This is a genomic window from Streptomyces sp. NPDC059695, from assembly GCF_042733785.1.
In the GTDB taxonomy this organism is placed as follows: Bacteria; Actinomycetota; Actinomycetes; order Streptomycetales; family Streptomycetaceae; genus Streptomyces.
In genome coordinates this window covers 149,251-171,605 of record NZ_JBHWFF010000013.1, presented here as the reverse complement: position 1 = coordinate 171,605, position 22,355 = coordinate 149,251, and the positions used below count along the sequence as shown (strand labels likewise).

Below are 22,355 nucleotides of genomic sequence, written 5' to 3'. Positions count from 1 at the left end.
ACTCCTGTTGCCCGCGCCGGGGGGGGGGGGCGCGCCGCCCCCCCCCCCCCCCCCCCACCGGCGCGTTGCAGCGATGCAGTGATCAGCGGCCCGCTCCCCCGGGCCGTGCCCCGGTGGGCGCGGGAGCCCCAGAACCGCGAGGAATAAGACCATGACCGTGGACTCCCAGGGGACGGCGACCGCCGGTCCCCAGGACGCGCCCGGGAGGGCGGCAGGGAAGTCTCAGACTCCGCCACCCTCTCCGGGCCCGAAGGAAGTCCTTCAGCCTCCACGCGGCAGACGCTCCCTGCCCAGCGGGGTGCTGCCGTACCTGCTCGTCGCGCCTGCCCTGCTGTCCATGGCGGTGCTGCTGCTCTACCCGCTGATCCGCAATGTGATCCTCTCCTTCCAGCAGCTCAACCGGAAGGAGTTCATCACCCGCGAGACGGTCTGGACCGGCTTCGACAACTACACCGATCTCCTCGGTGACTCCGACTTCTGGACCGTCGTCGTCCGAAGCGTCGTCTTCACGGCCGTCAACGTCGCCCTCATCATGGCGATCGGCACCGGCATCGGCCTGCTGCTCAACCGCCTCGGCAAGAAGATGCGACTGGTCCTCTCGCTGGCCCTGATGTTCGCCTGGGCCATGCCGATCGTCGCCTCCGTCACGGTCTTCCGCTGGCTCTTCGACGAGCAGTTCGGCGTCGTGAACTGGCTGATGCGCACGCTGGGCTTCTCCGGCTACGACCAGCACAACTGGTTCGAGACCGGCTTCTCCACCCTGGTGATCGTCCTGATCCTGCTCGTCTGGGGCTCGGTCCCCTTCGTGGCCCTCAACATGTACGCCGGCCTGACCACCATCGGGACCGAGCTGTACGAGGCCGCCAAGATGGACGGCGCCAGCGGCTGGCGCACCTTCTGGGCCGTGGTCTTCCCGAACCTGAAGTCCTTCTTCATGATCACGACGTTCCTGGAGATCATCTGGATCTTCAAGGCGTTCGCCCAGGTCTACGCCATGAACCTGGGTGGCCCCGACCGCGGTTCCGAGACGCTCCCGGTCTTCGCCTACATCGAGGGCGTCGGCCAGTTCCACTACGGTGTGGCCGCCGCGATCTCCATCCTGACGATCGTGATGCTCATCGCGGTCATGTCCTTCTACTTCCGCCTGATCCTGAAGGAGGAGGAGCAGCTGTGAGCGCCGCCACCACCCCGACTCCGCAGAAGCTGCGCACCCGGAAGCCGCTCACGGTCGCCGCGGTCGCCAAGAACGCCGGCGCCCTCGTGCTCGCCGTCGTCTTCGTCTTCCCGGTCTACTGGATGTTCTCGTCCTCGCTGAAGCCGCAGCACGAGATCATGACGAAGGACCCGGTCTTCGTCTTCACGCCGACCTTCGAGAACTACAAGACCGCGACCGGCGTCGACCTCTTCTGGACGTACGTCACCAACAGCCTCACGGTCACCGTCGGCGCCGTCCTGCTCGCCCTGGTCGTCGCCCTGGCCGCGAGCTTCGCGATCGCCCGCCTCAAGTTCAAGGGGCGCAAGGGCATCGTCCTCATCGTGATGATGGCGCAGATGGCCCCCTGGGAGGTCATGGTCATCGCGATGTACATGATCTCGCGTGAGAACGACCTGCTGAACAGCATCCCGATGCTCACGCTCATCTACTTCGTCATGGTCCTCCCCTTCACGATCTGGACCCTGCGCGGCTTCATCGCCGCCGTCCCGGTCGAGCTGGAGGAGGCCGCGCAGATCGACGGCTGCACCCGGGGCCAGGCGTTCCGCAAGGTGATCTTCCCGCTGCTCGCGCCCGGCCTGATGTCGACCTCGCTCTTCGGCTTCATCACCGCCTGGAACGAGTTCGCCATGATCCTCATGCTGAACAAGGACAAGGAGTCGCAGACCCTGACGCTCTGGCTGACCCAGTTCCAGACCGCGTTCGGCAGCGACTGGGGCGCCACCATGGCCGCCTCCACGCTCTTCGCCCTCCCCGTGCTCGTCGTCTTCCTCTTCCTCCAGCGCAAGGCCGTCGGCGGCATGACCGCCGGCGCGGTGAAGGGATAACGGACCCCCATGACCACACTCGTACACGGCTCGGACACCCTGACCCGTGACGCGCTCACGGTCCTCCAGCCCGGCTTCGTCGGCACCACAGCCCCCGACTGGCTGCTCCGCCGCATCGGCGAGGGACTGTCCTCGGTCGGCCTGTTCGGCCGGAACATCGTCGACCCCGGCCAGCTCGCCGCGCTCACCGCGCAGCTGCGCGCCGAGCGGGACGACGTCCTCGTCGCCATCGACGAGGAGGGCGGGGACGTCACCCGCCTGGAGGTCAAGCAGGGCTCGTCCTTCCCCGGCAACTACGCGCTGGGCAGCGTCGACGACGTCGAGCTCACCCGGGCCGTCGCCCGCGAGCTCGGCCGCCGGCTCGTGGAGTGCGGCGTCGACCTGAACTGGGCGCCCTCGGCCGACGTCAACTCCAACGCCGAGAACCCGGTCATCGGCGTCCGCTCCTTCGGACCGGACCCCGACCTGGTCGCCCGTCACACCGTGGCGTACGTCGACGGCCTCCAGGGCGTCGGCGTCGCGGCCTGCACCAAGCACTTCCCCGGACACGGCGACACCAACGTGGACTCCCACGACGCGCTGCCCCGGATCGATGTGGACCTCGCCACACTGCACACCCGTGAGCTGGTGCCTTTCCGCGCCGCCGTCGCCGCGGGTACCAAAGCGGTCATGAGCGCGCATATTCTTCTCTCCGCGCTCGACCCCCACCGTCCGGCCACCCTGAGCCCGCAGATCCTCACCGGACTGCTGCGCCAGGAGCTGGGCTTCGAGGGGCTGATCGTCACCGACGGCATGGAGATGCAGGCCGTCGCGGCGACGTACGGCATCGAGCGCGGATCCGTCCTCGCGATCGCCGCGGGCGCCGACGCCATCTGCGTCGGCGGCGGGCTGTGCGACGAGGACACCGTGCTGCGGCTGCGCGACGCGCTCGTCACCGCGGTGCGGACCGGTGAACTGCCCGAGGAGCGGCTGGCCGACGCCGCGGCGCGCGTGCGCGCCCTGGCGTCCTGGACCCAGGCGCACCGGGCCAGGGGGGCTGGATCGGTGCCGGGCGCGGCAGTGCAGGAGGGGACCGCGCCCGGCGCCGACATCGGACTCGTGGCGGCCCGCCGGGCCCTCAGGATCACCCGGGGGGAGCGTCCGTACACCCCGGTGTCCGAGGCGCCCTACGTCGCCTCCTTCACCCCCGTCGCGAACTTCGCGGTCGGCGACGAGACGCCCTGGGGCGTCGCGGCCGAGCTGGAGCGCCTGCTCCCCGGCACGGAGACCGGCTCGTACGACGAGTCGTCGTCCGTGGACGCCGTCCTGGCCGCCGCGGGGGAGCGGCGGATCGTGGCGGTCGTACGGGACGCCCACCGGCACCCGTGGATGACCGGGGCCCTGGACGGCCTCCTCGCGGCCCGCCCGGACACCGTCGTCGTCGAGATGGGCCTCAACGAGGCGGAGCCCCGCGGGGCCCTGCACATCGCCACGCACGGCGCGGCGCGGGTCTGCGGCCGCGCGGCGGCCGAGGCCGTGGTCGGCACCGGCGCCTGACGGGACGTACGCGAAGGGGCCCGGCACCTGGATCAGGTGCCGGGCCCCTTCGCGCGCGCGGAGGATCCGTGCGCGCGGGGTCCTAGATGCCCTGCCAGGACGGCTTGTTCGCGAAGGTGTGGCGGAAGTAGTCCGCGAGCTTCAGCTTGGAGGCGGCCGCCTCGTCCACGACGACAGTGGCGTGCGGGTGCAGCTGGAGCGCGGAGGCCGGCACGAGCGCCGCCACCGGGCCCTCGACGGTCTGCGCCACGGCCTCGGCCTTGCCCTCGCCGGTGGCGAGCAGCACCAGGTGACGGGCCTCCAGGATGGTGCCGATGCCCTGGGTGATGACGTGGTGCGGGACCTGCTCGATGTCGTTGTCGAAGAAGCGGGCGTTGTCCACGCGGGTCTGCTCGGTGAGCGTCTTGATCCGGGTCCGGGAGGCGAGCGAGGAGCAGGGCTCGTTGAAGCCGATGTGCCCGTCGGTGCCGATGCCGAGGATCTGCAGGTCCACGCCGCCGGCCTCGGTCAGCGCCCTGTCGTAGGCGTCGCAGGCGGCCAGGACGTCCTCGGCGGAGCCGTCGGGGCCCATGAAGGCCTCGGGGGAGAGCCCGAGCGGCTCGACGACCTGGCGCAGCACGGTGGAGCGGTAGGACTCCGGGTGCCCCGCGGGCAGCCCCACGTACTCGTCCAGCTGGGCGATCCGCGCGCGGGAGGCGTCCACGGCACCGGCGGAGACCTGGGCGACGAGGGCGTCGTAGATCGGGATCGGGGTGGAGCCCGTGGCCACGCCGAGCAGCGCGTCGGGCTTGCGGCGCAGGAGGTCGGCGATGCCGTCCGCGATCAGCTCGCCGCCGGCCTTGGCGTCCTTGACGATGACAACTTCCACGCTGTGCCTGCCGATCTGGTGAGGGGCTGGTGAAGGACCATGTGGTATAGACCAATCGAAGTCCAAATCTAGCAGAGGAGAGGCCTTCTCCTCATGCCGTTCCGCCCCGCGGACGGCACCCCGTCCATCGTCGGCCGCCCCCGTCCTCCCAGCCACTCGAACCCCGCCCCTCCCCGGGCCCCGTGCCTCTCCGCGCGGTGACGTTCAGGCCAGCGAGCCCCCCGTCGCGTCGATCCAGTCCCCCGTGACCCAGCGCGCGTCGTCCGAGGCCAGGAAGGCCACCACGTCGGCTATCCCGGACGGCGTCCCGACCCCGCCCAGCGCCGACATCGCCGCCGCCCCGGCCCAGGCCTCCTCGTTCCCCCGCAGCCACCCGGCGTTGACGTCCGTGTCCACGATCCCCGGCGCCACCGCGTTGACCGTGATCCCGCGCGGGCCCAGGACCTTCGACAGATAGCGGGTGAAGACGTCGAGGGCGCCCTTCGACATCGCGTACGCGATGAGGTCCGGCATGACCGCCGACCTGCTCAGCCCGGTCGAGACGTTGATGACGCGGCCGCCGTCGCGGAGCCGCTCCGCGCCCAGCTGCGCCAGGAAGAAGGGCGCCTTCGTGTTGACCGCGAAGATCCGGTCGTACTCCTCGTCCCCGATCGTCGCGAACGGCCGCGACGCCCCGATCCCCGCGTTGTTCACGAGGATGTCCAGGCCGTCCGCCCGGGCGTCGAAGGCCTGCCACAGCGCCGCCGCGTCCCCCGGCGTCCCCAGCTCCTGCCCCAGGGCGAAGGCGGAGCCGCCGGCCGCCTCGATCGCGGCGACCGCCTCCTTCGCCGCCTCCGCGTTCGTCCCGTAGTGCACCGCGACCCGCGCGCCCTCGCGGCCGAGCCGCTCCGCGATGCCCCGCCCGATGCCCCGGCTGCCGCCCGTGACCAGTGCCGTCTTCCCGGCCAGCCTTCCGTCGAGCACGCCCATGGCGACGCCCCCTGTTTCTGTAGTGGTCGTTACGTAAAGACCGTACCCCACGATCCCTAGTGACCGCTATAGAATTCACTCCATGGTGACGAGACAGCGCGGCCGCCCCCGCTCCTTCGACCGGCTCACGGCCCTGGAGCAGGCGACGATGGCGTTCTGGGAGCACGGCTACGAGACGACCTCCGTCTCCGACCTCACCCGCGTCATGGGCATCAGCGCGCCCAGCCTCTACGCGGCCTTCGGCGACAAGAAGACGCTGTTCGAGGAGGTCGTCGAGGCGTACGCGCTCAGCTACGGCGCCTACGGCAGCCGCGCCTTCGCCGAGGAGCCGACCGCCCGCGCGGCCATGGGGCGCATGCTGCGCGAGGCCGCCGTGCTCTTCACCGAGCCCGGACATCCGCACGGCTGCCTGATGATCTCCGCCGCGGTGAACTGCTCCACCCCCGAGGTGGAGGAGGCCCTGCGGGACCGGAGGAACGCCAACCTGGCCGCGTTCGAGACCCGCATCCGCGAGGGCGTGGAGAGCGGTGACCTCCCGCCGGACACGGACCCCCGCATGCTGGCCCGGCTCACCGGCGCCGTCCTCCAGGGCATGTCCCTGCAGGCCCGCGACGGGGCGACGGCGGAGGAGCTGACCGCGGTGGCGGAGGCGGCGATGCGCGCCTGGCCCGGGCAAGGACGAGGAGAGCCGGGGGAGGGCTGAGCGGGCGGGAGAGGGGCGAGGACGAGGAGAGCCCGGGGGAGGGCTGGGGAGGCGGGAGGGGGCTGAGGGCGAGCGGGCCCGGAAACACCCGCGGGCCGCGGCGCCCGACGGGACCCTCAGCCCGTCCGGCACCGCAGCCCGGAGTCGCCCGGCCGGGGGTGTGCGGTCCCTCGGCCGTGTGGGAGGTCTCGGCGCAGTCAGGGCAGAGAGCGCCGGGTACCTCGTCCACCCTCCTGTGCGGGGAGGATGGAGGCTCTGTTGTGTTCATTGTGGACTAGACCATTCTTGTCTGTCCATCCACAGGAACGCGGTCTTTCCCGGCCCATCCTCCAACACGGAGCCCGGGAGATCCAGGTTCACCGCCCCTGTAATTCCGCGGGTACGCTCGCACCGTGCCCTCCATGAACGACCTCGTCCGCCAGCACACCGCCCTGAGCGACTCCGACCTCGAGTGGCTCCACCTGCTGGTGTCCGAGTGGCAGCTGCTCTCCGACCTCTCCTTCGCCGACCTCGTGCTCTGGGTCCCGACCCTCGACGGCACCCGGTACGTCTCCGTCGCCCAGATGCGGCCCAACACCGGCCCCACCTCCTACCAGGACGACATGGTCGGCCATCTGGTGCCGCGCGGCCGCCGTCCCCTGCTCGACGCCGCCCTCGACGAGGGCCGGATCGTCCGGGAGGGCGACCCGGAGTGGCGCGAGGAGGTCCCGGTGCGGGTCGAGTCCATCCCCGTGCGCCGTGAGGGCCGGGTGCTCGGCGTCATCGCCCGCAACACCAACCTGCTCACCGTCCGCACCCCCTCCCGGCTGGAGCTCACCTACCTCCAGTCGGCCTCCGACCTCGCCCAGATGATCGCCGCCGGAACGTTCCCCTTCCCCGGCGAGCAGGTCGACATGGACTCCTCGCCGCGCGCCGGCGACGGTCTCGTCCGCCTCGACGCCGAGGGTGTCGTCCAGTACGCCTCGCCCAACGCGCTCTCCGCCTACCACCGCCTCGGCCTCGCCGCCGACCTGGTCGGCCAGGACCTGGGCCAGATCACCGCCGAACTCGCCCCCTCCCGGGGCCCGGTGGACGAGGCCCTGGTCAAACTGGCCTCCGGCTACGCGCCCCGCGAGTTCGAGGTCGAGGGCAACGGCGGCGTGATCCAGCTGCGCGCGATCCCGCTCAAGCCCAAGGGCACCCGGATCGGTTCGCTCGTCCTGCTCCGGGACGTCACCGAACTGCGCCGCCGGGAGCGCGAGTTGATCACCAAGGACGCCACCATCCGGGAGATCCACCACCGGGTGAAGAACAACCTCCAGACGGTGGCCGCGCTGCTCCGCCTCCAGGCCCGGCGGATGGACTCCGACCGGGGCCGCGAGGCCCTCGACGAGGCGGTGCGGCGCGTCGGTTCGATCGCGATCGTCCATGAGACGCTGTCTCAGAACCTGGACGAGCGGGTGGAGTTCGACGAGATCGCCGACCGGGTCATCGCGATGGTCGCCGAGATCTCCCCGGGCAAGGTCACCTGCCGGCGCAACGGCCGCTTCGGCATCCTCGACGCCGAGGTCGCCACCCCGCTCTCCATGGTCCTCACCGAGGTCCTGCAGAACGCCCTCGAACACGCCTTCGCGCAGGGGGAGCAGGGCACGGTCGAGGTCAGCGCCGTCCGGAGCGAGACCCGGACGGAGGCCCGGCTCCTGATCACGGTCCAGGACGACGGCCGCGGACTGCCCGAGGGCTTCGACCCGCAGCGGGCCGGAAACCTCGGACTGCAGATCGTACGGACCCTGGTGGAAGGGGAGTTGGGCGGTTCCTTCGACATGCTGCCCGGCGCCGAGCGCGGCACGAAGGTGGTCCTCGACCTTCCCGTGCGGCCGCAGAAGTGACGGGCTGAGGCGGCACAGCAGCGAGCCCCGGACCGAAGGGAATCGGTCCGGGGCTCGAATGCTGTGGGTTACTGCTGCGCGCTGCGGCTCGGGAGCGGTGAATGCGTACGCGGTGTACGCGCCGCGTGCCTCAGGCTGTGCAGGTGGCTCAGGCGCTGGCGTTACGCGCCCGGTTGCGAGCGGCACGGCGCTTCATCGCGCGGCGCTCGTCCTCGCTGAGGCCACCCCAGACGCCGGAGTCCTGGCCGGACTCGAGCGCCCACTGCAGGCACTGCTCCATGACGGGGCAGCGGCGGCAGACGGCCTTGGCTTCCTCGATCTGCAGCAGCGCAGGACCGGTGTTGCCGATGGGGAAGAACAGCTCGGGGTCTTCCTCACGACAAACGGCGTTGTGACGCCAGTCCATGGCTGCTACCTCTCTCAGTGTTTCGTGCGAGTTGCTTGTGAATGTGAACGCTTTCACGAATCCCTCCGCAAGGGAAGGGCCGACTGCCAGTTGAACTGGTGTGGTCCTGTTGCTTGGGGTGGGGTTCTGGCTCTCAGTGGAGGCCGGTGTTGCGGGCCGTCCCGATCGCCAAGAAGAGACTCCCAAACCCCAGGGGCGGATACAACCCCTTCCGGAAAGTTTTTTTTGATTCCTCGGTGTCGGCTAGGTCACAGCCGTACTTCTTAGGGGTGGATGCGCGCCTAAACGTTCGAGTGAAAGGACTTTGGGCCCTTCCACTCACACAATCACACGCAGTGCACGGCGTACGCCTGTGAACGTCACGCTCGTACGGAGCCCGAGGTGGTCGCCGTCCATCTGCAGGGGGAGGGGGACCTTCGAATGCAAGGTGAAGTCGGTCAGGTCGTGCAGAGTCACGGCATGCTTGCCCCGCGGACCCCGTTCCGGGGTCGAGGTGAGCAGCTGGGTGCCGTACAGGGCCACCGCCGGAGTGGAGAGCCGGCGCAGCCCGAGCACGTCGAGCGCGGTCTCGAAGGAAGCCTCCGGGGACGCGTACACCGGACGATTGCCCAGGTAGGTCCAGGGGGAGGTGTTGCAGATTATGGAGAGGACCAGGTCCTCGACCGGCTCCGCGCCGGGGCGCTCCAGGGTGATCGTGCCGTGCCGGCGGTGCGGCTCCTCCAGGAACTGGCGCACCACCTGGCGCAGATAGAGGGCGTGCGTCGATCTCTTTCCGCGCTCGCGCTGCTGTTCGACCCGGCCGATGACGCTCGCGTCGAAGCCGAGCCCGGCACAGAAGGTGAACCAGCGTTCGGGCACGGATTCGTCCTCGGTGCCCGGGGTCCCGGACGCGAGCCCGAGGCTCACCGTCCGTGTCCGCCGCTCACGCAGCGCGTCGAGCAGGGCGCCGGTCGCCTCCACGGCGTCGTTCGGCAGTCCGAGGGCGCGGGCGAAGACGTTCGTCGAACCGCCCGGGACGACCGCGAGGCTCGGCAGCCGCTCCGGATCCGGCCCGTCGTGCAGCAGTCCGTTGACGACCTCGTTCACCGTGCCGTCCCCGCCGAGGGCCACGACCAGGTCGATGTTCCCGGCCTCGGCGGCCCGTCGGCCCAGGTCACGCGCGTGTCCCCGGTACTCGGTGGTGACCGCCTCCAGCTTCATCTCGCTGGCCAGCGCGTGGATGAGCACGTCACGGGTGCGGGCACTGGTGGTGGTGGCTGCCGGATTGACCACGAGAAGTGCGCGCATGGTCGCCAGCGTACCTACCCGACGGTACCGGGCCCAGCCCAGGCCGATCCGCGGACGCCTCCGACGGGGCCCCTGCCCCGGGGGCCGCCCCCGGTTCCCCGGCGCCCCCGTTACGCTGCCCTTCATGAGCAGTACGGAGCAGACCCCCCGCCCCGCCCGCCTGGCCGCAGCCGCGGGCGTGGCCCTCGTTGAGGCCCTCGGGCTCCTCGCCGGAGGCGTGTACATGCTGGTGCGGGCCCTGGCCGACGGCGGCGACGTCACCAGCGGGGTGACGGGCGGTGTGACCGTGATCGCACTCGGACTGATCCCGCTCGCCGCCGCCCGCGGCCTGTGGACCATGCGCTCCTGGAGCCGCGGCCCGGCCGTGATCACCCAGATCCTCGCCCTGCCGGTCGCCTGGCAGATGCTCCAGACCGACGGTGTGATCCCCTTCGGCATCGCCGTCGCCGCGCTCGCCGTGACCGGGCTCGTCCTCCTGGTGAACCCGGCCACGACCGAGGCGCTCGGCATCCGGCGCCCCGGCCGGGAGAGCTGAGCGTCACTCCTCGACGAGGAGCTTCTCCCGCAGCTGGGCGAGCGTCCGGGCCAGCAGCCGGGAGACGTGCATCTGGGAGATGCCCACCTCCTGCGCGATCTGCGACTGGGTCATGTTCCCGAAGAAGCGAAGGAGCAGGATCCGCTTCTCCCGGGGAGGCAGGTCCTCCAGGAGCGGCTTGAGCGACTCCCGGTACTCGACCCCCTCCAGAGCCTCGTCCTCCGCGCCCAGCGTGTCCGCGACCGCGGGCGACTCGTCGTCCGTGTCGGGGACGTCCAGGGAGAGCGTCGAGTAGGCGTTGGCCGACTCCAGCCCCTCCAGGACCTCCTCCTCGGAGATCCCGAGCCGCTCCGCCAGCTCGTGCACCGTCGGCGACCGGCCGTGCTGCTGCGAGAGCTCCGCCGTCGCCGTGGTCAGCGAGAGCCGCAGCTCCTGGAGCCGGCGCGGCACCCGGACCGCCCAGCCCTTGTCACGGAAGTGGCGCTTGATCTCGCCGACGACCGTCGGCGTCGCGTACGTGGAGAACTCCACCCCGCGCTCCGGGTCGAAGCGGTCGACCGACTTGATCAGGCCGATCGTCGCCACCTGGGTCAGGTCGTCCAGCGGCTCGCCGCGGTTCCGGAAGCGCCGGGCCAGGTGCTCGACCAGCGGCAGGTGCATGCGCACCAGCCGGTTGCGCAGCTCCGCCTTCTCCGGGGAGCCCTCGGGCAGCTCGCGCAGCTGGACGAAGAGGGCGCGGGCGCCGCTCCGGTCGTGCGGGTCCGGGGCGGCGTGGGCGTCCGGGCCCTCGTCGTCCTCGTCCCCGTCCCCGGCCTTCTCCGCCGCCGCGGCGGGCGCCTCGGCGGCGTCGGGCGTCCGTGCGCCGGGAGCCTCGGAGGAGCCCTCGGACGTCGCGGGGGCCTCGGAGACCCCGGGTGTGTCGGGAACCTCGTGGTGCTGCTCGTGCTCGCTCATGTGGTCCGCCTGCTCCGTAGCGCCCCTGTTCGGCCGCGCCTGCTGCTCAGGGATGCCGGCCGTCGCGTCCCCGCTCCTCACGCCGGGCCTGGCCCCGCGCCGCGCTGTTTGTACAGGCTGATCGAGACGGTACGGTCCTCGGCCACCGACGACTCCACCTTTCCGGCGAGCGCCGACAGCACGGTCCACGCGAAGGTGTCCCGCTCGGGTGCCCTGCCGTCCGTCGTCGGGGCGGAGACGGTCACGTCGAGGGAGTCGTCGACCAGCCGGAAGACACAGCTGAGGACGGACCCCGGCACGGCCTGCTGGAGCAGGATGGCGCAGGCCTCGTCGACCGCGATCCGCAAGTCCTCGATCTCGTCGAGGGTGAAGTCCAAGCGCGCCGCGAGGCCGGCCGTGGCCGTACGCAGCACGGACAGATAGGCACCCGCAGCGGGCAGCCGGACTTCCACGAAGTCCTGGGTCCCGGGCTCGCCTGCGATCTGGGACACCCTCACCTCCAAGGTGGCACAAGCTCATTCGGGGTCCGGGGGGAGAGACCCCCGAACCGGGCGGTACGCAGGGAGCCTGCGCGGTCCGCCGTGACGCTATCGCGATCCATCCTGCCGTGTCGCCGCGAGCGCCGGAGACCGGATGGTCCCCCGCCCGTGCCCCGGCAGCCGCGGAGAACCCGCGGAGGGGTGACGTACCCAGCCGTCAGACGATCGAACCGTCGACGAAGCACCAGCGCCAGGCCTCGCCCGGCTCGAAGGTCCGCATCACCGGGTGCCCGGTGGACGAGAAGTGCCCCGTGGCGTGCCGTCCCGCGGAGGAGTCGCAGCAGCCCACGTGCCCGCAGCTCAGACAGAGCCGCAGCTGGACCGGGTGCGTGCCGTCCGCCAGGCACTCGGGGCAGGTGTCGGCCAGCGGCGCCGGTTCGGGGCGCGGCATTTCGGCTACGTGCGGGCACTCACTCATGATGGCCAGGTTACGTTGCGGCACGGGACGGGGTGGGGCATGGACGCACTGCAGCTGGTGGGGCTGGTGGCGGCGAGCGCCGCCGTGGCCGGGTTCGCCCGCAGGACCCCGGTGCCGGCACCCCTGCTCCTGGTCGCCGTGGGCCTCGTCGCCGCGTACGTACCGGGGGTCCCCGACTACACCCTCGACCCGCACATCGTGCTGCCGCTGATCCTGCCCCCGCTCCTCTACACGGCCGCGGTCGACTCCTCGTACCTCGACCTGCGGGCCAACATCAGGCCGGTCGCGCTGCTCTCCGTCGGGTACGTCCTCTTCGCCACCGTGGCCGTGGGCTGGCTCGCCTACGTCCTCGTGCCCGACCTGCCGCTCACCGCCGCCCTCGTGCTCGGCGCCGTGATCGCCCCGCCGGACGCCGTCGCCGCCACCGCCATCGCCCGCAGGCTCGGCCTGCCGAACCGGATCACCACGATCCTCCAGGGCGAGTCGCTCGTGAACGACGCCACCGCCATCACCGCCTACAAGGTCGCCCTCGCCGCCGCCGTCGGCGAGGGCGTCAGCTGGGCCGGCGGCCTGTGGGAGTTCGCCCTGGCCGCCGTCGGCGGCATCGGCGTGGGCCTGGTCCTGATGGTCCCGATCCACTGGCTCCGCACCCACCTGACCGAGGCCCTGCTCCAGAACACCCTCTCCCTGCTGATCCCGTTCATCGCGTACGCCGCCGCCGAGGAGGTCGGCGCCTCCGGTGTGCTCGCCGTCGTCGTGGTCGGCCTCTTCCTCGGCCACAAGGCCTGGAAGGTCGACTTCGCGACCCGGCTCCAGGAGGAGGCGGTCTGGAAGATGGTCGCCTTCGTCCTGGAGTCCGCCGTCTTCGCGCTCATCGGCCTCCAGCTGCCGTACGTCGTCAGGGGGCTCGGCCCGTACGGGATGGGCGAGGCGGCCTGGTACGCGGTCGGGGTCTTCGTCGCCGTGGTGGTCGTCCGCTTCGTCTGGGTCTACCCGGCGACGTTCCTGCCCCGCTGGATGTCGTCGGGCATCCGGGAGCGGGAGCCGGAGGTGGACTGGCGGGCGCCGCTCGTCGTCGGCTGGGCCGGGATGCGCGGTGTGGTCTCCCTGGCCATCGCCTTCTCCATCCCCGTCGTCGCCGACGGGGTGGACTTCCCGGCCCGGAACCTCGTCCTGTTCCTCACCTTCACCACCGTGATCGGCACCCTCGTGGTGCAGGGCCTCACCCTGCCGCCCCTGATCCGCCTCCTGAAGCTCCCCGGACGCGACCGGTACGCCGAGACCCTCGCCGAGGCACAGGCCCAGAGCGAGGCCTCCCGGGCCGCGGAGGAACGGCTGGACGCGCTGCTCGCCGACGAGCGCAACGCCCTGCCGAAACCCCTCGCCGACCGGCTGCGCACGGTCATGGAGCGGCGCCGCAACTCCGTGTGGGAGCGCCTCGGCGCGGTCAACGAGATCACGGGGGAGACGGTGGACGACACCTACCGGCGCCTGTCGCGCCAGATGATCGACGCCGAGCGCGAGGTGTTCGTCCAGCTGCGCGACGCCCGCCGGATCGACGACGAGATGATGCGCACCCTGCTCCGCCGCCTCGACCTGGAGGAGGCGGCGGCGTTCCGCGAGGCCGACTAGGAGGGGTCCGGCGTGCCCGTGATCACCGCCGCGAGCCGGGTGCCCGCCGGGAAGGCGCCCTCCTCGGCGAGGGTCGTCAGGGCGTCCAGCATTTTGGCGACATACAGCCGCTCGATGGCGAGTCCGTGCCGCGCCTCGAAGTCCTGTGCGAACGCCTCCAGGGCCGGGGACACGCGCGCGTAGCCCCCGCCGTGGAAACGCTCGTCCAGGGACCAGTCGCCGCGCGGCCCGCCGAAGGCCGTCTCCTGGAGGGCGCGGACCTCGCCGCCGAGGAACCCGCCCCTGAGCACCGGAACGCCCAGCGCCCGCTGCCCGGGCGCGAGACCGGCCGCGAGCCCCGCCAGGGTGCCGCCCGTGCCGCACGCGACCGCGACGGTGTCCGCCGCCCCGGCGAGCTCACGGCCCAGCTCCACGCACCCGTGGACCGCGAGCGCGTTGCTGCCGCCCTCGGGGACCACGTACGCGCCCGCGGGGGCCCGCTCCAGGAGCCCCGCGAGCGTGGCCGGGTCGTTCTTCGCGCGGTACGTGGACCGGTCGACGAACACCAGCCGCATCCCGTCCGCCGCGCACCGCGCGAGCGAGGGGTTGAGCGGGCGCCCGGCCAGCTCGTCGCCCCGGACCACTCCGACCGTGGGGAAGCCGAGCAGCCGGCCGGCCGCGGCCGTCGCCCGCAGGTGGTTGGAGTACGCGCCGCCGAAGGTGAGCACGGGCCGCCCGGCCGCCTCGCGCAGGTTGAGCGCCAGCTTGCGCCACTTGTTGCCGGGGAGGTCGGGGTGGATGAGGTCCTCGCGCTTCAGCAGCAGCGTGAGGCCGCGCCGGGCGAAGCGCTCGTCCGCCACCGGCTCCAGGGGCGAGGGGAGCCGGGGCCGCAGGCGGGAGGGGTCGGACGCGTTCACCCGCCCATTCTCGCCGCCCCGCGCGGGGCGGCGAGAACGGGCGGGCGGCCCGGCCGGGGTCAGCGCAGCTGCTCGGCGATCCGTTCCCGCATCGACGCCATGGTGAAGCCGCGCGGGTCCACCTTGCCCGGCTGCCACTCCTTGTGCCCGATGACCGAGCGGTGCGTCCAGCCGTGCGCCCGGCACACCGCGGCCGCCGCCTTCGCGATGGCCTCCAGCTGGACCTTCGGCCACGGGTCCTGGCCGTCGCCGAGGTTCTCGCACTCGAAGCCGTAGAAGTGCCGGTTGCCGTCCGTGGTGGCCTCGTCGTCCGGGGGCAGCCGCCGCTCGGCGATGACCGCGCGGAGGACCTCGTCGTCGCCGAGCCCCGCGTGGTTGGCGCGCCCGTAGCCGACGAGGTGGACCGTGCCGTCCTTGGCGATGACGCCGTGGCAGAGCGGCCCCGGCAGGGACTCGTACCCGTCCCGGCAGATCTGCACGGTGCGGGCGGTGCCGCGGGTCACGGTGTGGTGGATCATCACGCCGTGCACCGGGCCCCAGGGGCCCTTGTGGTTGCGGTTGTGGGTGGACCAGTCGCCGACCTGGACGACCGCGAGGCCCTCCTCGCGCAGCGCGGCGAGGAACCTGTTCGCGGACATGGGTGAGGCCATGACCGACTCCTTCCGGAGGACGGGGTGAGGTTCCGGAGTACCGGAGTCCGCCCCTCCGCTGCCATCCGTTCGGACCGTGTGCGAGCCGATCCGGACAGAACGTCAGGAGACGTGCGGGACTGCGCTGTTCGGAGGCAATTCGCGTGACATGCCCCGAAGATCGTCGAACAGTCCCACTCGAAAGTGTAATGGCGCCGACACGCACCGTGCTGAAAGGCTTCTCTCGCAACTCAGTCATACGAGAGGGAGTTCCATGTCCGTTGGTTCGGTTGACGGCGAGGTCCGCGCGGAGCAGCAGGCCCCGCAGCAGAGTCTCGGGACCGCCGCCGCGCGGAACCTCGCCACCACGACCAAGTCGGCCCCGCAGATGCAGGAGATCACCTCCCGCTGGCTGCTGCGGACACTGCCGTGGGTCCAGGTGCAGGGCGGCACGTACCGGGTGAACCGGAGGCTCAGCTACTCCGTGGGTGACGGCCGCGTCACCTTCGTCCAGACCGGAGAGCGCGTCGCGGTGATCCCCGCCGAACTCGGCGAACTCCCGGCCCTGCGCGGCTACGAGGACGAGAGCGCGCTGACCGAGCTCGCGGCCCGCTGCACCCAGCGGGAGTACGCGGCGGGCGAGATCATCGCCGTCGCCGGAGCGCCCACCGACCGGGTGCACCTCCTCGCGCACGGTCGCATCGAGCAGATCGGCGAGGGGCCCTACGGCGACGAGGCCGTCCTCGGCGTGCTCGCCGACGGCGCCTACCTCGGCGAGGCCGCCCTGGTCCAGGAGGACGCCACCTGGGACTGGACCGCGCGGGCCGCCACCGCCTGCACGGTCCTGGAGCTCACCCGGGACGACGTGCGGAACCTGGCGGAGCGGGCCGGCTCGCTCGGCGCCCACCTCGCGGGCGTGGCGGCCGCCCCCGACCAGCGCACCAACACCTACGGCGAGGCCGCCATCGACCTCTCCGCCGGTCATGTCGGCGAGGCCGTCGTCCCGCACACCTACGTCGACTACGACGCCTCGCCCCGTGAGTACGAGCTGAGCGTCGCCCAGACCGTGCTGAAGGTCCACAGCCGCGTCGCCGACCTCTACAACCAGCCGATGAACCAGACCGAGCAGCAGTTGAGGCTCACGGTCGAGGCGCTCCGCGAGCGCCAGGAGCACGAGCTCATCAACAACAAGGAGTTCGGCCTCCTCTCCAACTGCGACTACGGCCAGCGGCTCCAGCCGCACGACGGCGCCCCCAGCCCGGACGACATGGACGAGCTGCTCTCCCGCCGCCGGGGCTCCAAGATGTTCCTCGCCCACCCGCGCGCCATCGCCGCCTTCGGCCGCGAGCTCAACAAGCGCGGCCTGGTGCCCGAGACCATCGAGATCGCGGGCAACCGCATCCCGACCTGGCGCGGTGTGCCGATCTACCCGTGCAACAAGATCCCGGTATCGGACGCCCGGACCACCTCGATCATCTGCATGCGTACCGGCGAGGCCGACCAGGGCGTCATCGGTCTGCACCAGACCGGTCTCCCCGACGAGATCGAGCCCAGCCTCTCCGTCCGCTTCATGGGCATCGACGAGCAGGCGATCATCTCCTACCTGGTCACGGCCTACTACTCGGCGGCGATCCTCGTCCCGGACGCCCTCGGCGTCCTGGAGAACGTCGAGGTCAGCCGCTGGCGCTGAGCCGGCGGCGCCCGGGGGCGGGGGCCGAACCCGCCCGCCCCCGGGCGCTCCCGGTCCGCCGCGGCGAAGGGCCGCGGCGGCCGATCGCCGTGCCGGACCGCCCCGGCGGACGGCCGCGAAGGATGCGAAGGGAACGACCGTGACCATGACCAGCGCGGACGCCGTCACCGGCGGCCAGGAGGCCGTGACGCTCCTGGGCCGGACGCGTACGGCCGTCGACCCCCGACTGCGCTCGACCGTCGAGTCCCTGCCGGACTCCCTGCGGCGCGTGGCGATGTACCACTTCGGCTGGGAGCGCGCCGACGGCACCCCGGACGCGGGACCGCCGGGCAAGGCGATCCGGCCCGCCCTGGTCCTCGCGGCGGCCCGCGCCCTCGGCGCGGACGAGACCCCGGCCGTGAACGCCGCGGCGGCCGTGGAACTCGCGCACAACTTCACCCTGCTCCACGACGACATCGTCGACGAGGACCCGACCCGCAGGCACCGGCCCACCGCCTGGACCGTCTTCGGTGTCCCGGACGCCCTCATGGCCGGGGACGCGATGAACGCGCTGGCCCTGCGGCTGCTCGCCGAGGACCCCCACCCCGCCTCCGGGGCCGCCGCCGCCCGCCTCGCCGCCTGCGTCATCGAGCTCTGCGCCGGCCAGCAGGCCGACTGCGCCTTCGAGCGGCGCGACCCGCGGGCGGTCTCCCTCGACGAGTGCCTGGCCATGGCCACCGCCAAGACCGGCGCCCTGCTCGGCTGCTCCTGCGCCCTCGGCGCGCTCTACGCGGGCGCGGGGGAGGAGGAGGTCGCGGCGATGGACGCCTTCGGCCGGGAGGCCGGCCTCGCGTTCCAGCTGATCGACGACCTCATCGGCATCTGGGGCGACCCGGACCGCACGGGCAAGCCGGCGGGCGCGGACCTCGTCGCCCACAAGAAGTCGCTTCCGGTGGTCGCGGCGCTCACCTCCGGCACCCGTGCGGGGGAGGAGCTGGCCGAGCTGTACTCCCGGCCGGCCCTCGACGCGGCGGCGGTGCGGGCCGCGGCGGACGCCGTCGAGCGGGCCGGCGGCCGCGACTGGGCGCAGGGCCAGGCCGCCGAGCGGATGGGGCGCGCCGTCGAGCACCTGGCCCAGGCGGTGCCGGACCTGGCGGCGGCGGAGGACCTGCTCGCCCTCGCGGAGTTCGTGACGCGCCGGACGCGCTGACCCGGGCCCGGGCGTCAGGCCTCGGGGACGATCCGGGTGACCGCGGTCTCGATCATGTCGTCCAGGTCCCGGTCGCCGAGGATCCCGGGCACGGTGAAGTGGTCGAGGAGCAGTCCGGTGAGGGTGAAGTACAGCAGCCGTACGGTGTCCGCGTCGCCCGGCATCCCCGCGGCCAGGTGCCCCTGGATGTTCGCGTCCAGATCGGAGCGGAGCACCTGGGTGAGCTGGGTCCTCAGCTCCGGCCGGCGGACGGCTTCGAGGCGGAGTTCGAAGAGCCCGAGGTAGCAGGTGCGCTCGGCGGCGAGCCTGCGGGCGATCCAGCGCATCAGGTCGAGCACCAGTTCCCGGCTGGGGGCGGGGGCCATCGCGGTCTCCACGGCGCCCGGGTCCGGGGCCAGCCGGACGAAGATCCGGTCGCCGACCTGGGAGAGCAGCTGGTCCCGGTCGGTGAAGTAGTTGGACGAGGTGCCCGTGGGGACCCCCGCCCGGGCGTCGACCGCCCGGAAGGTCAGACCGCGGGCGCCTTCGTCCGCCAGGACCTCGATCGCGGCGTCGAGCAGGCTCGTGCGGCGTTCCGGATTTCTCGCCACGTCGGACTCCTTCGAAGAAATGCCTTGCGTAACCACTACAGGTGAAGCACTATAACCGTCGTGGTTGCGATCGCGGCCGCGCCCCAGAGACGAAGAGGACCGGTTTGCGCAAGCTCACGTACTACATCGCCTGCACCATCGACGGCTTCATCGGCGACCCCGAGGGCGACGCCAGCTCCATGTTCAAGTTCACGACCGCCGAGTACATGGCGGTCATGAACGCCGAGTACCCCGAGACCGTTCCGACGCAGGCACGGGAGATGTTCGGGGTCGACGCCGAGAACAAGCACTTCGACACGCTGATCCAGGGCAGGCGGTCGTACCAGCTCGCCCTCGACATCGGCGTCACCAGTCCGTACAACCACCTGCGCGAGTTCGTCGCCACCCGCTCGCTCGCCGAGTCGCCCCACCCGAACGTCGAGCTGATCGCCGACGACCTGGTCGGCCGGGTCCGGGAGCTCAAGGCCGAGGACAGCCCCCTGGGCATCTACCTCTGCGGCGGCTCCACGATCGCCGGTGAGCTCATCGAGGAGATCGACGAGCTGGTCATCAAGACCTACCCGCAGGTGTACGGCTCCGGCATGCCGATGTTCGGCGCCGGCTTCGAGCCCCGGGACTTCGAGCTCGGCGCGGTGCGCGCCTTCGACAACGGCGTGCTCGTCCGCACGTACACCAGGACGCGGTAGCGGCGGCGGGCGGCGCCGTGCGGGGCGGCCTACCCTGGATGCATGGGTGACGAGGTGCCCCGCACGACGCGGGACCCCCTGGCCGAGCGCCACTGCCCGGCCTGCGGCGGACCGCTCGGCACGCTGGCCACCCGGCACAAGGTCCTCGGGGCCTGGGTGCCGGAGTGGGAGGTGCAGCCCTGCCGCAATCCCGAGTGCCCGCTCCACGAGGGGGCGGAAGCCGTCACACCGCACGTGACCGGCAAGAACGGCGAGATCGGGAGAAGTCCGGCCACCGGGTGACCGGACGCGCGGTGGAGCCGGTCATACCGCTACAGTCCGCGCATGTCATCGGAGTCGACGGAAGTCTGGACCGGCTGGTACCGGGACCGCAGCGGCGCGGAAGCGATCGTCATCACGGCCGACGGGCGGCACGTCGCCACCCGGATCAGGGGCGTCGGGTACGCGGGCGAGGGCTTCGCCGCGCTCGCCGCCGCCGTGCGTGGCTACGCGTCAGCTGTTCGGGGCGGAGGTGTCAGCCCTTGAACGCGGAGGCGAGCCCGTTGCGCCACAGCTGGTCGACGCGGGACCGCTCCTGCGCGTTCGGCTGGGCGTTCTGGCAGGACGTGCCGGGGCCGCCACCCGACATCAACTCGCTGCACGGGCCGCTGTAGTGGTCCGGAAGCCCGAGGACGTGCCCGGTCTCGTGGGCGGTGACCCGGGTCGAGTTGTACTGCTGGTTCTGCCGGTAGTCGAGGAAGATGTAGCCGCTGCCGTGGCCGTCGGTGCTGGCGTACGAGCCACGGGAGTCGTTGCCCTCGTAGTACGCGAAGTCCGGGCTGCCGCCCTCGACGAGCCGGACGTTCGCCACCGAGCTGTTCCATATCTGGGCCGAGCGCGCGATCTGGGTGCGGAAGCTCGGCGCGTTGGCCGTGCTGTAGACGACGGTGACGGCGGCCGCGCCCGGGGTGGCGGCCCGCTTCTTCGCCACGGACTTCAGGACGGCGTCGAAGAAGGCCTGGTTGGCCTTGGCCTCTTCGGCCGAACCGGCGTACGCGACGGCGGTGCGGGCGTGGGGGGCCGTGCCGACCGCCGCCGCCGGTGTCGTACCGACGGAGGCGGCGAGACCGAGGCCGAGGGCGGCGGTCAGCACGGAGGTGAGGACCTTGGGGTGACGCATGGGGGGCTCCTCCTGTTGGGGTCGGAGAGAGTCTCGGGGGAGCCGGCCCGCGCCGGGATGATGTCAACCGCCGATAGCCCCACCGCATCACCCGCATCCCGTTCTCTTCAACTCCCTTGGAATGCAAGGTGATTGAGGGGTTCCGGGCGTCTGGTGCGACTCCGGGAGCCGCCCTACCCTCGGGGCATGGAGCTGGAGGTGAGACATCTGCGCGCGCTCTGCGCCATCGCGGACACGGGAAGCCTGCACAAGGCCGCCCGGCAACTGGGCATGAGCCAGCCCTCGTTGACCACCCAGCTCCGCCGGATCGAGAACTCCCTCGGCGCCGAGCTCTTCTCCCGCGGCCGCACCGGCTGCCGCCCCACCCCGCTCGGCCGTTCCCTGCTCAGCCGGGCCCGCCCGCTGGTCGCCGACATGGCCGCGCTCGTCACCGAGACCCGGGCCGCGGCCTCCCGCGCCGACGGGCCCGGCCTCCGCGTCGGCTCGACCGCCAGCCGGGCCCTCCCGGGCTGGCTGCGGCGGCTCCGGCAGCGGCTGCCCGGCACGGACGTCGGCCTCCGGGTGGACGTCTCCGCCAACGCGCTGCTGCGCACGGTCGCCACCGGGCAGCTCGACGTGGCCTTCGTGCACGAGGTGGAGGGCTGCCCGCTGCGGGTCCCCGAGGGCCTCGCCTGCCGGGTCCTGGTCGCCCGCGAACCGCAGTTCGTCTCGATGGCCCACGACCACCCGGCCGCCGGCCGCTCCGTCGTGGACCTCGCCGACCTCGCGGCCGACCACTGGATGGTCGACCCGACCGTCGACGGAGAGTGGGACGGCCTGCGGCGCGTCCTCGCCGCCGCCGGCATCGCCCCGCCGCTGCTGCACGGCGACTACCACACGGCCGCCTCGCTCATCGTGCTCGGCGAGGCCGTCGCGCCCTGCCAGCCCACCTCCGTCCCGCGTGAGGACATGGCCGTCCGGCCCCTGCGCGGCGACCCGCTGGGCGTCCGGCTGCTGCTGTACGCGCGCCCGGGGGCGCCGCTGGACGTGCTGTACGACGAACTCGCGGCGGCCTACCGGGAGGTGGCGCTGCGGGCGGCCCCGTACCGCGAGTGGCTCCGCCTGCGGGGCGCGACGGGCACGCTGCCGGTGGGACCGTGCATGATGACCGCATGAGCGAACGCGCGGCCGTGGTACGACACGCACACCCCGAGGACCTGCCCCGCATCGTCGAACTCGTCGCCGAGCACGCCGCGTACGAGAAGGCCGTGCCCCCGGCTCCCGGCCTCGCGGACCGCCTGGCCGGCCTCCTCTTCGGCTCCGGGCGGTCGCGCCTGCGCTGCTTCGTCGCCGCCCTCCCGGACGGCACCCTCGCGGGCTACGCCACCTGCGCCCCGGAGCTCTCCACCTGGGACGGCGCGGAGTACCTCCACATGGACTGCCTCTACCTCACCGAGGCCTCGCGCGGCCACGGCCTCGGCCCGCTCCTCATGGAGGCCCTCCGCGCGGAGGCCCGCACCCTGGGCCTCCCGGAACTCCAGTGGCAGACCCCCGTGTGGAACGAGGGCGCGATCCGCTTCTACGACCGCCTGGGCGCCACCTCGAAGGAGAAGCGCCGCTACAGCCTGCCGAGCCTCCCGACGGAGGCGTAGACACGACGGGAGGGGGGCGGCCCCCGGGGGGGGGGGGCCCCCCCCCCCGGGGGCCCCCCGGGGGGGGGGGCCCGCCCCCCCCCGCGGGGGGTAGAGAGAGGGCGGGAGTGGCGCGCCCCCAGCCCGCCCG

The 22,355-nt window shown here is 72.2% G+C and carries 24 protein-coding genes and 1 pseudogene; 14 read left to right on the top strand and 11 right to left on the bottom strand.

The genetic code is table 11. The features are described 5' to 3' along the window. Positions 1–151: 151 nt before the first annotated feature. From ACFV2S_RS18590 to ACFV2S_RS18580, 3 genes are read left to right on the top strand one after another with little or no spacing between them, the layout of a single operon-like run. The gene (locus ACFV2S_RS18590; protein ID WP_383800735.1) at positions 152–1,174 is read left to right on the top strand and encodes a carbohydrate ABC transporter permease; all 1,023 of its coding nucleotides are present in this window, start codon (positions 152–154) and stop codon (positions 1,172–1,174) included. A 29-nt stretch (positions 1,175–1,203) separates the two neighbouring features. Continuing rightward, positions 1,204–2,040, top strand: a complete 837-nt coding sequence (locus tag ACFV2S_RS18585) for a carbohydrate ABC transporter permease (protein WP_383800741.1) — start codon at positions 1,204–1,206, stop codon at positions 2,038–2,040. 9 nt (positions 2,041–2,049) lie between these two features. Beyond that, positions 2,050–3,576 (top strand): glycoside hydrolase family 3 protein, encoded by a 1,527-nt coding sequence (locus ACFV2S_RS18580; RefSeq protein WP_385559846.1) that lies wholly within the window; start codon positions 2,050–2,052, stop codon positions 3,574–3,576. A gap of 82 nt (positions 3,577–3,658) precedes the next feature. On the opposite strand, the gene nagB is transcribed toward ACFV2S_RS18580, so the two are convergent. Together nagB and ACFV2S_RS18570 are read right to left on the bottom strand one after the other, a co-directional pair. Then, entirely contained in the window at positions 3,659–4,444 is a 786-nt protein-coding gene (nagB, locus tag ACFV2S_RS18575) for a glucosamine-6-phosphate deaminase (RefSeq protein WP_383797806.1), read from the bottom strand. A gap of 204 nt (positions 4,445–4,648) precedes the next feature. Next, complete coding sequence (locus ACFV2S_RS18570; RefSeq protein WP_385559842.1) at positions 4,649–5,413, bottom strand: SDR family oxidoreductase; 765 nt, start codon at positions 5,411–5,413, stop codon at positions 4,649–4,651. Positions 5,414–5,495: 82 nt separating this feature from the next. On the opposite strand from ACFV2S_RS18570, the gene ACFV2S_RS18565 reads away from it, so the two are divergent. Then, on the top strand, positions 5,496–6,116 hold the full coding sequence (locus ACFV2S_RS18565) for a TetR/AcrR family transcriptional regulator (protein ID WP_385559839.1): 621 nt from the start codon (positions 5,496–5,498) through the stop codon (positions 6,114–6,116). Positions 6,117–6,517: 401 nt separating this feature from the next. Further along, positions 6,518–7,984 (top strand): sensor histidine kinase, encoded by a 1,467-nt coding sequence (locus tag ACFV2S_RS18560; protein WP_385559836.1) that lies wholly within the window; start codon positions 6,518–6,520, stop codon positions 7,982–7,984. A gap of 148 nt (positions 7,985–8,132) precedes the next feature. Here ACFV2S_RS18560 and ACFV2S_RS18555 read toward each other — a convergent pair whose 3' ends face one another. Together ACFV2S_RS18555 and ACFV2S_RS18550 are read right to left on the bottom strand one after the other, a co-directional pair. Next, the gene (locus ACFV2S_RS18555; protein ID WP_003953983.1) at positions 8,133–8,390 is read right to left on the bottom strand and encodes a WhiB family transcriptional regulator; all 258 of its coding nucleotides are present in this window, start codon (positions 8,388–8,390) and stop codon (positions 8,133–8,135) included. 318 nt (positions 8,391–8,708) lie between these two features. Beyond that, complete coding sequence (locus tag ACFV2S_RS18550) at positions 8,709–9,677, bottom strand: diacylglycerol/lipid kinase family protein (protein WP_383797810.1); 969 nt, start codon at positions 9,675–9,677, stop codon at positions 8,709–8,711. Positions 9,678–9,801: 124 nt separating this feature from the next. Here ACFV2S_RS18550 and ACFV2S_RS18545 point away from each other — a divergent pair, with 124 nt between their 5' ends. Continuing rightward, positions 9,802–10,212 carry a hypothetical protein gene (locus ACFV2S_RS18545; protein WP_383797811.1) on the top strand — a complete coding sequence of 137 codons (411 nt, stop codon included), beginning with the start codon at positions 9,802–9,804 and terminating at the stop codon, positions 10,210–10,212. 3 nt (positions 10,213–10,215) lie between these two features. Here ACFV2S_RS18545 and ACFV2S_RS18540 read toward each other — a convergent pair whose 3' ends face one another. The 3 genes from ACFV2S_RS18540 to ACFV2S_RS18530 form a co-directional block, all read right to left on the bottom strand. Continuing rightward, a complete protein-coding gene (locus tag ACFV2S_RS18540) occupies positions 10,216–11,247 on the bottom strand; it encodes an RNA polymerase sigma factor SigF (protein WP_385559832.1) in 1,032 nt (343 codons plus the stop codon). Next, positions 11,244–11,657 carry an anti-sigma regulatory factor gene (locus tag ACFV2S_RS18535; protein WP_015036094.1) on the bottom strand — a complete coding sequence of 138 codons (414 nt, stop codon included), beginning with the start codon at positions 11,655–11,657 and terminating at the stop codon, positions 11,244–11,246. Before ACFV2S_RS18535 ends, ACFV2S_RS18540 begins: the two co-directional genes overlap by 4 nt. 205 nt (positions 11,658–11,862) lie before the next feature. After that, positions 11,863–12,123: a UBP-type zinc finger domain-containing protein gene (locus ACFV2S_RS18530; RefSeq protein WP_329851676.1), complete on the bottom strand. Its 261-nt coding sequence runs from the start codon at positions 12,121–12,123 to the stop codon at positions 11,863–11,865. A gap of 39 nt (positions 12,124–12,162) precedes the next feature. Between ACFV2S_RS18530 and ACFV2S_RS18525 the strand changes: the two genes are divergently transcribed. Further along, a complete protein-coding gene (locus ACFV2S_RS18525) occupies positions 12,163–13,755 on the top strand; it encodes a Na+/H+ antiporter (protein WP_385559828.1) in 1,593 nt (530 codons plus the stop codon). On the opposite strand, the gene ACFV2S_RS18520 is transcribed toward ACFV2S_RS18525, so the two are convergent. Beyond that, positions 13,752–14,651 (bottom strand): 1-aminocyclopropane-1-carboxylate deaminase/D-cysteine desulfhydrase, encoded by a 900-nt coding sequence (locus ACFV2S_RS18520; RefSeq protein ID WP_385559825.1) that lies wholly within the window; start codon positions 14,649–14,651, stop codon positions 13,752–13,754. The genes ACFV2S_RS18525 and ACFV2S_RS18520 overlap by 4 nt on opposite strands. Before the next feature lie 59 nt (positions 14,652–14,710). Further along, the gene (locus ACFV2S_RS18515; protein ID WP_385559823.1) at positions 14,711–15,301 is read right to left on the bottom strand and encodes an N-acetylmuramoyl-L-alanine amidase; all 591 of its coding nucleotides are present in this window, start codon (positions 15,299–15,301) and stop codon (positions 14,711–14,713) included. 253 nt (positions 15,302–15,554) lie between these two features. Between ACFV2S_RS18515 and ACFV2S_RS18510 the strand changes: the two genes are divergently transcribed. Both ACFV2S_RS18510 and ACFV2S_RS18505 read left to right on the top strand, forming a co-directional pair. Further along, positions 15,555–16,970 carry a family 2B encapsulin nanocompartment shell protein gene (locus ACFV2S_RS18510; protein WP_385559820.1) on the top strand — a complete coding sequence of 472 codons (1,416 nt, stop codon included), beginning with the start codon at positions 15,555–15,557 and terminating at the stop codon, positions 16,968–16,970. Positions 16,971–17,115: 145 nt separating this feature from the next. Further along, positions 17,116–18,159: a family 2 encapsulin nanocompartment cargo protein polyprenyl transferase gene (locus ACFV2S_RS18505; protein WP_385559963.1), complete on the top strand. Its 1,044-nt coding sequence runs from the start codon at positions 17,116–17,118 to the stop codon at positions 18,157–18,159. 14 nt (positions 18,160–18,173) lie between these two features. On the opposite strand, the gene ACFV2S_RS18500 is transcribed toward ACFV2S_RS18505, so the two are convergent. Next, positions 18,174–18,749: a TetR/AcrR family transcriptional regulator gene (locus tag ACFV2S_RS18500; protein WP_385559817.1), complete on the bottom strand. Its 576-nt coding sequence runs from the start codon at positions 18,747–18,749 to the stop codon at positions 18,174–18,176. A gap of 104 nt (positions 18,750–18,853) precedes the next feature. Between ACFV2S_RS18500 and ACFV2S_RS18495 the strand changes: the two genes are divergently transcribed. The 3 genes and pseudogenes from ACFV2S_RS18495 to ACFV2S_RS18485 all read left to right on the top strand — a co-directional run. After that, positions 18,854–19,435: a dihydrofolate reductase family protein gene (locus tag ACFV2S_RS18495; protein WP_385559814.1), complete on the top strand. Its 582-nt coding sequence runs from the start codon at positions 18,854–18,856 to the stop codon at positions 19,433–19,435. Between the two features lie 42 nt (positions 19,436–19,477). Next, the gene (locus ACFV2S_RS18490; RefSeq protein WP_385559811.1) at positions 19,478–19,717 is read left to right on the top strand and encodes a hypothetical protein; all 240 of its coding nucleotides are present in this window, start codon (positions 19,478–19,480) and stop codon (positions 19,715–19,717) included. Positions 19,718–19,759: 42 nt separating this feature from the next. Continuing rightward, positions 19,760–19,912, top strand: a pseudogene (locus ACFV2S_RS18485) (DUF6304 family protein); the annotation flags it as partial. 37 nt (positions 19,913–19,949) lie between these two features. Here ACFV2S_RS18485 and snpA read toward each other — a convergent pair. After that, entirely contained in the window at positions 19,950–20,594 is a 645-nt protein-coding gene (snpA, locus tag ACFV2S_RS18480; RefSeq protein ID WP_383800193.1) for a snapalysin, read from the bottom strand. Positions 20,595–20,780: 186 nt separating this feature from the next. Between snpA and ACFV2S_RS18475 the strand changes: the two genes are divergently transcribed. Further along, on the top strand, positions 20,781–21,749 hold the full coding sequence (locus tag ACFV2S_RS18475; RefSeq protein WP_385559807.1) for a LysR substrate-binding domain-containing protein: 969 nt from the start codon (positions 20,781–20,783) through the stop codon (positions 21,747–21,749). Next, a complete protein-coding gene (locus tag ACFV2S_RS18470; RefSeq protein ID WP_385559804.1) occupies positions 21,746–22,225 on the top strand; it encodes a GNAT family N-acetyltransferase in 480 nt (159 codons plus the stop codon). The genes ACFV2S_RS18475 and ACFV2S_RS18470 overlap by 4 nt, the downstream gene beginning before the upstream one ends. Positions 22,226–22,355: the final 130 nt, after the last annotated feature.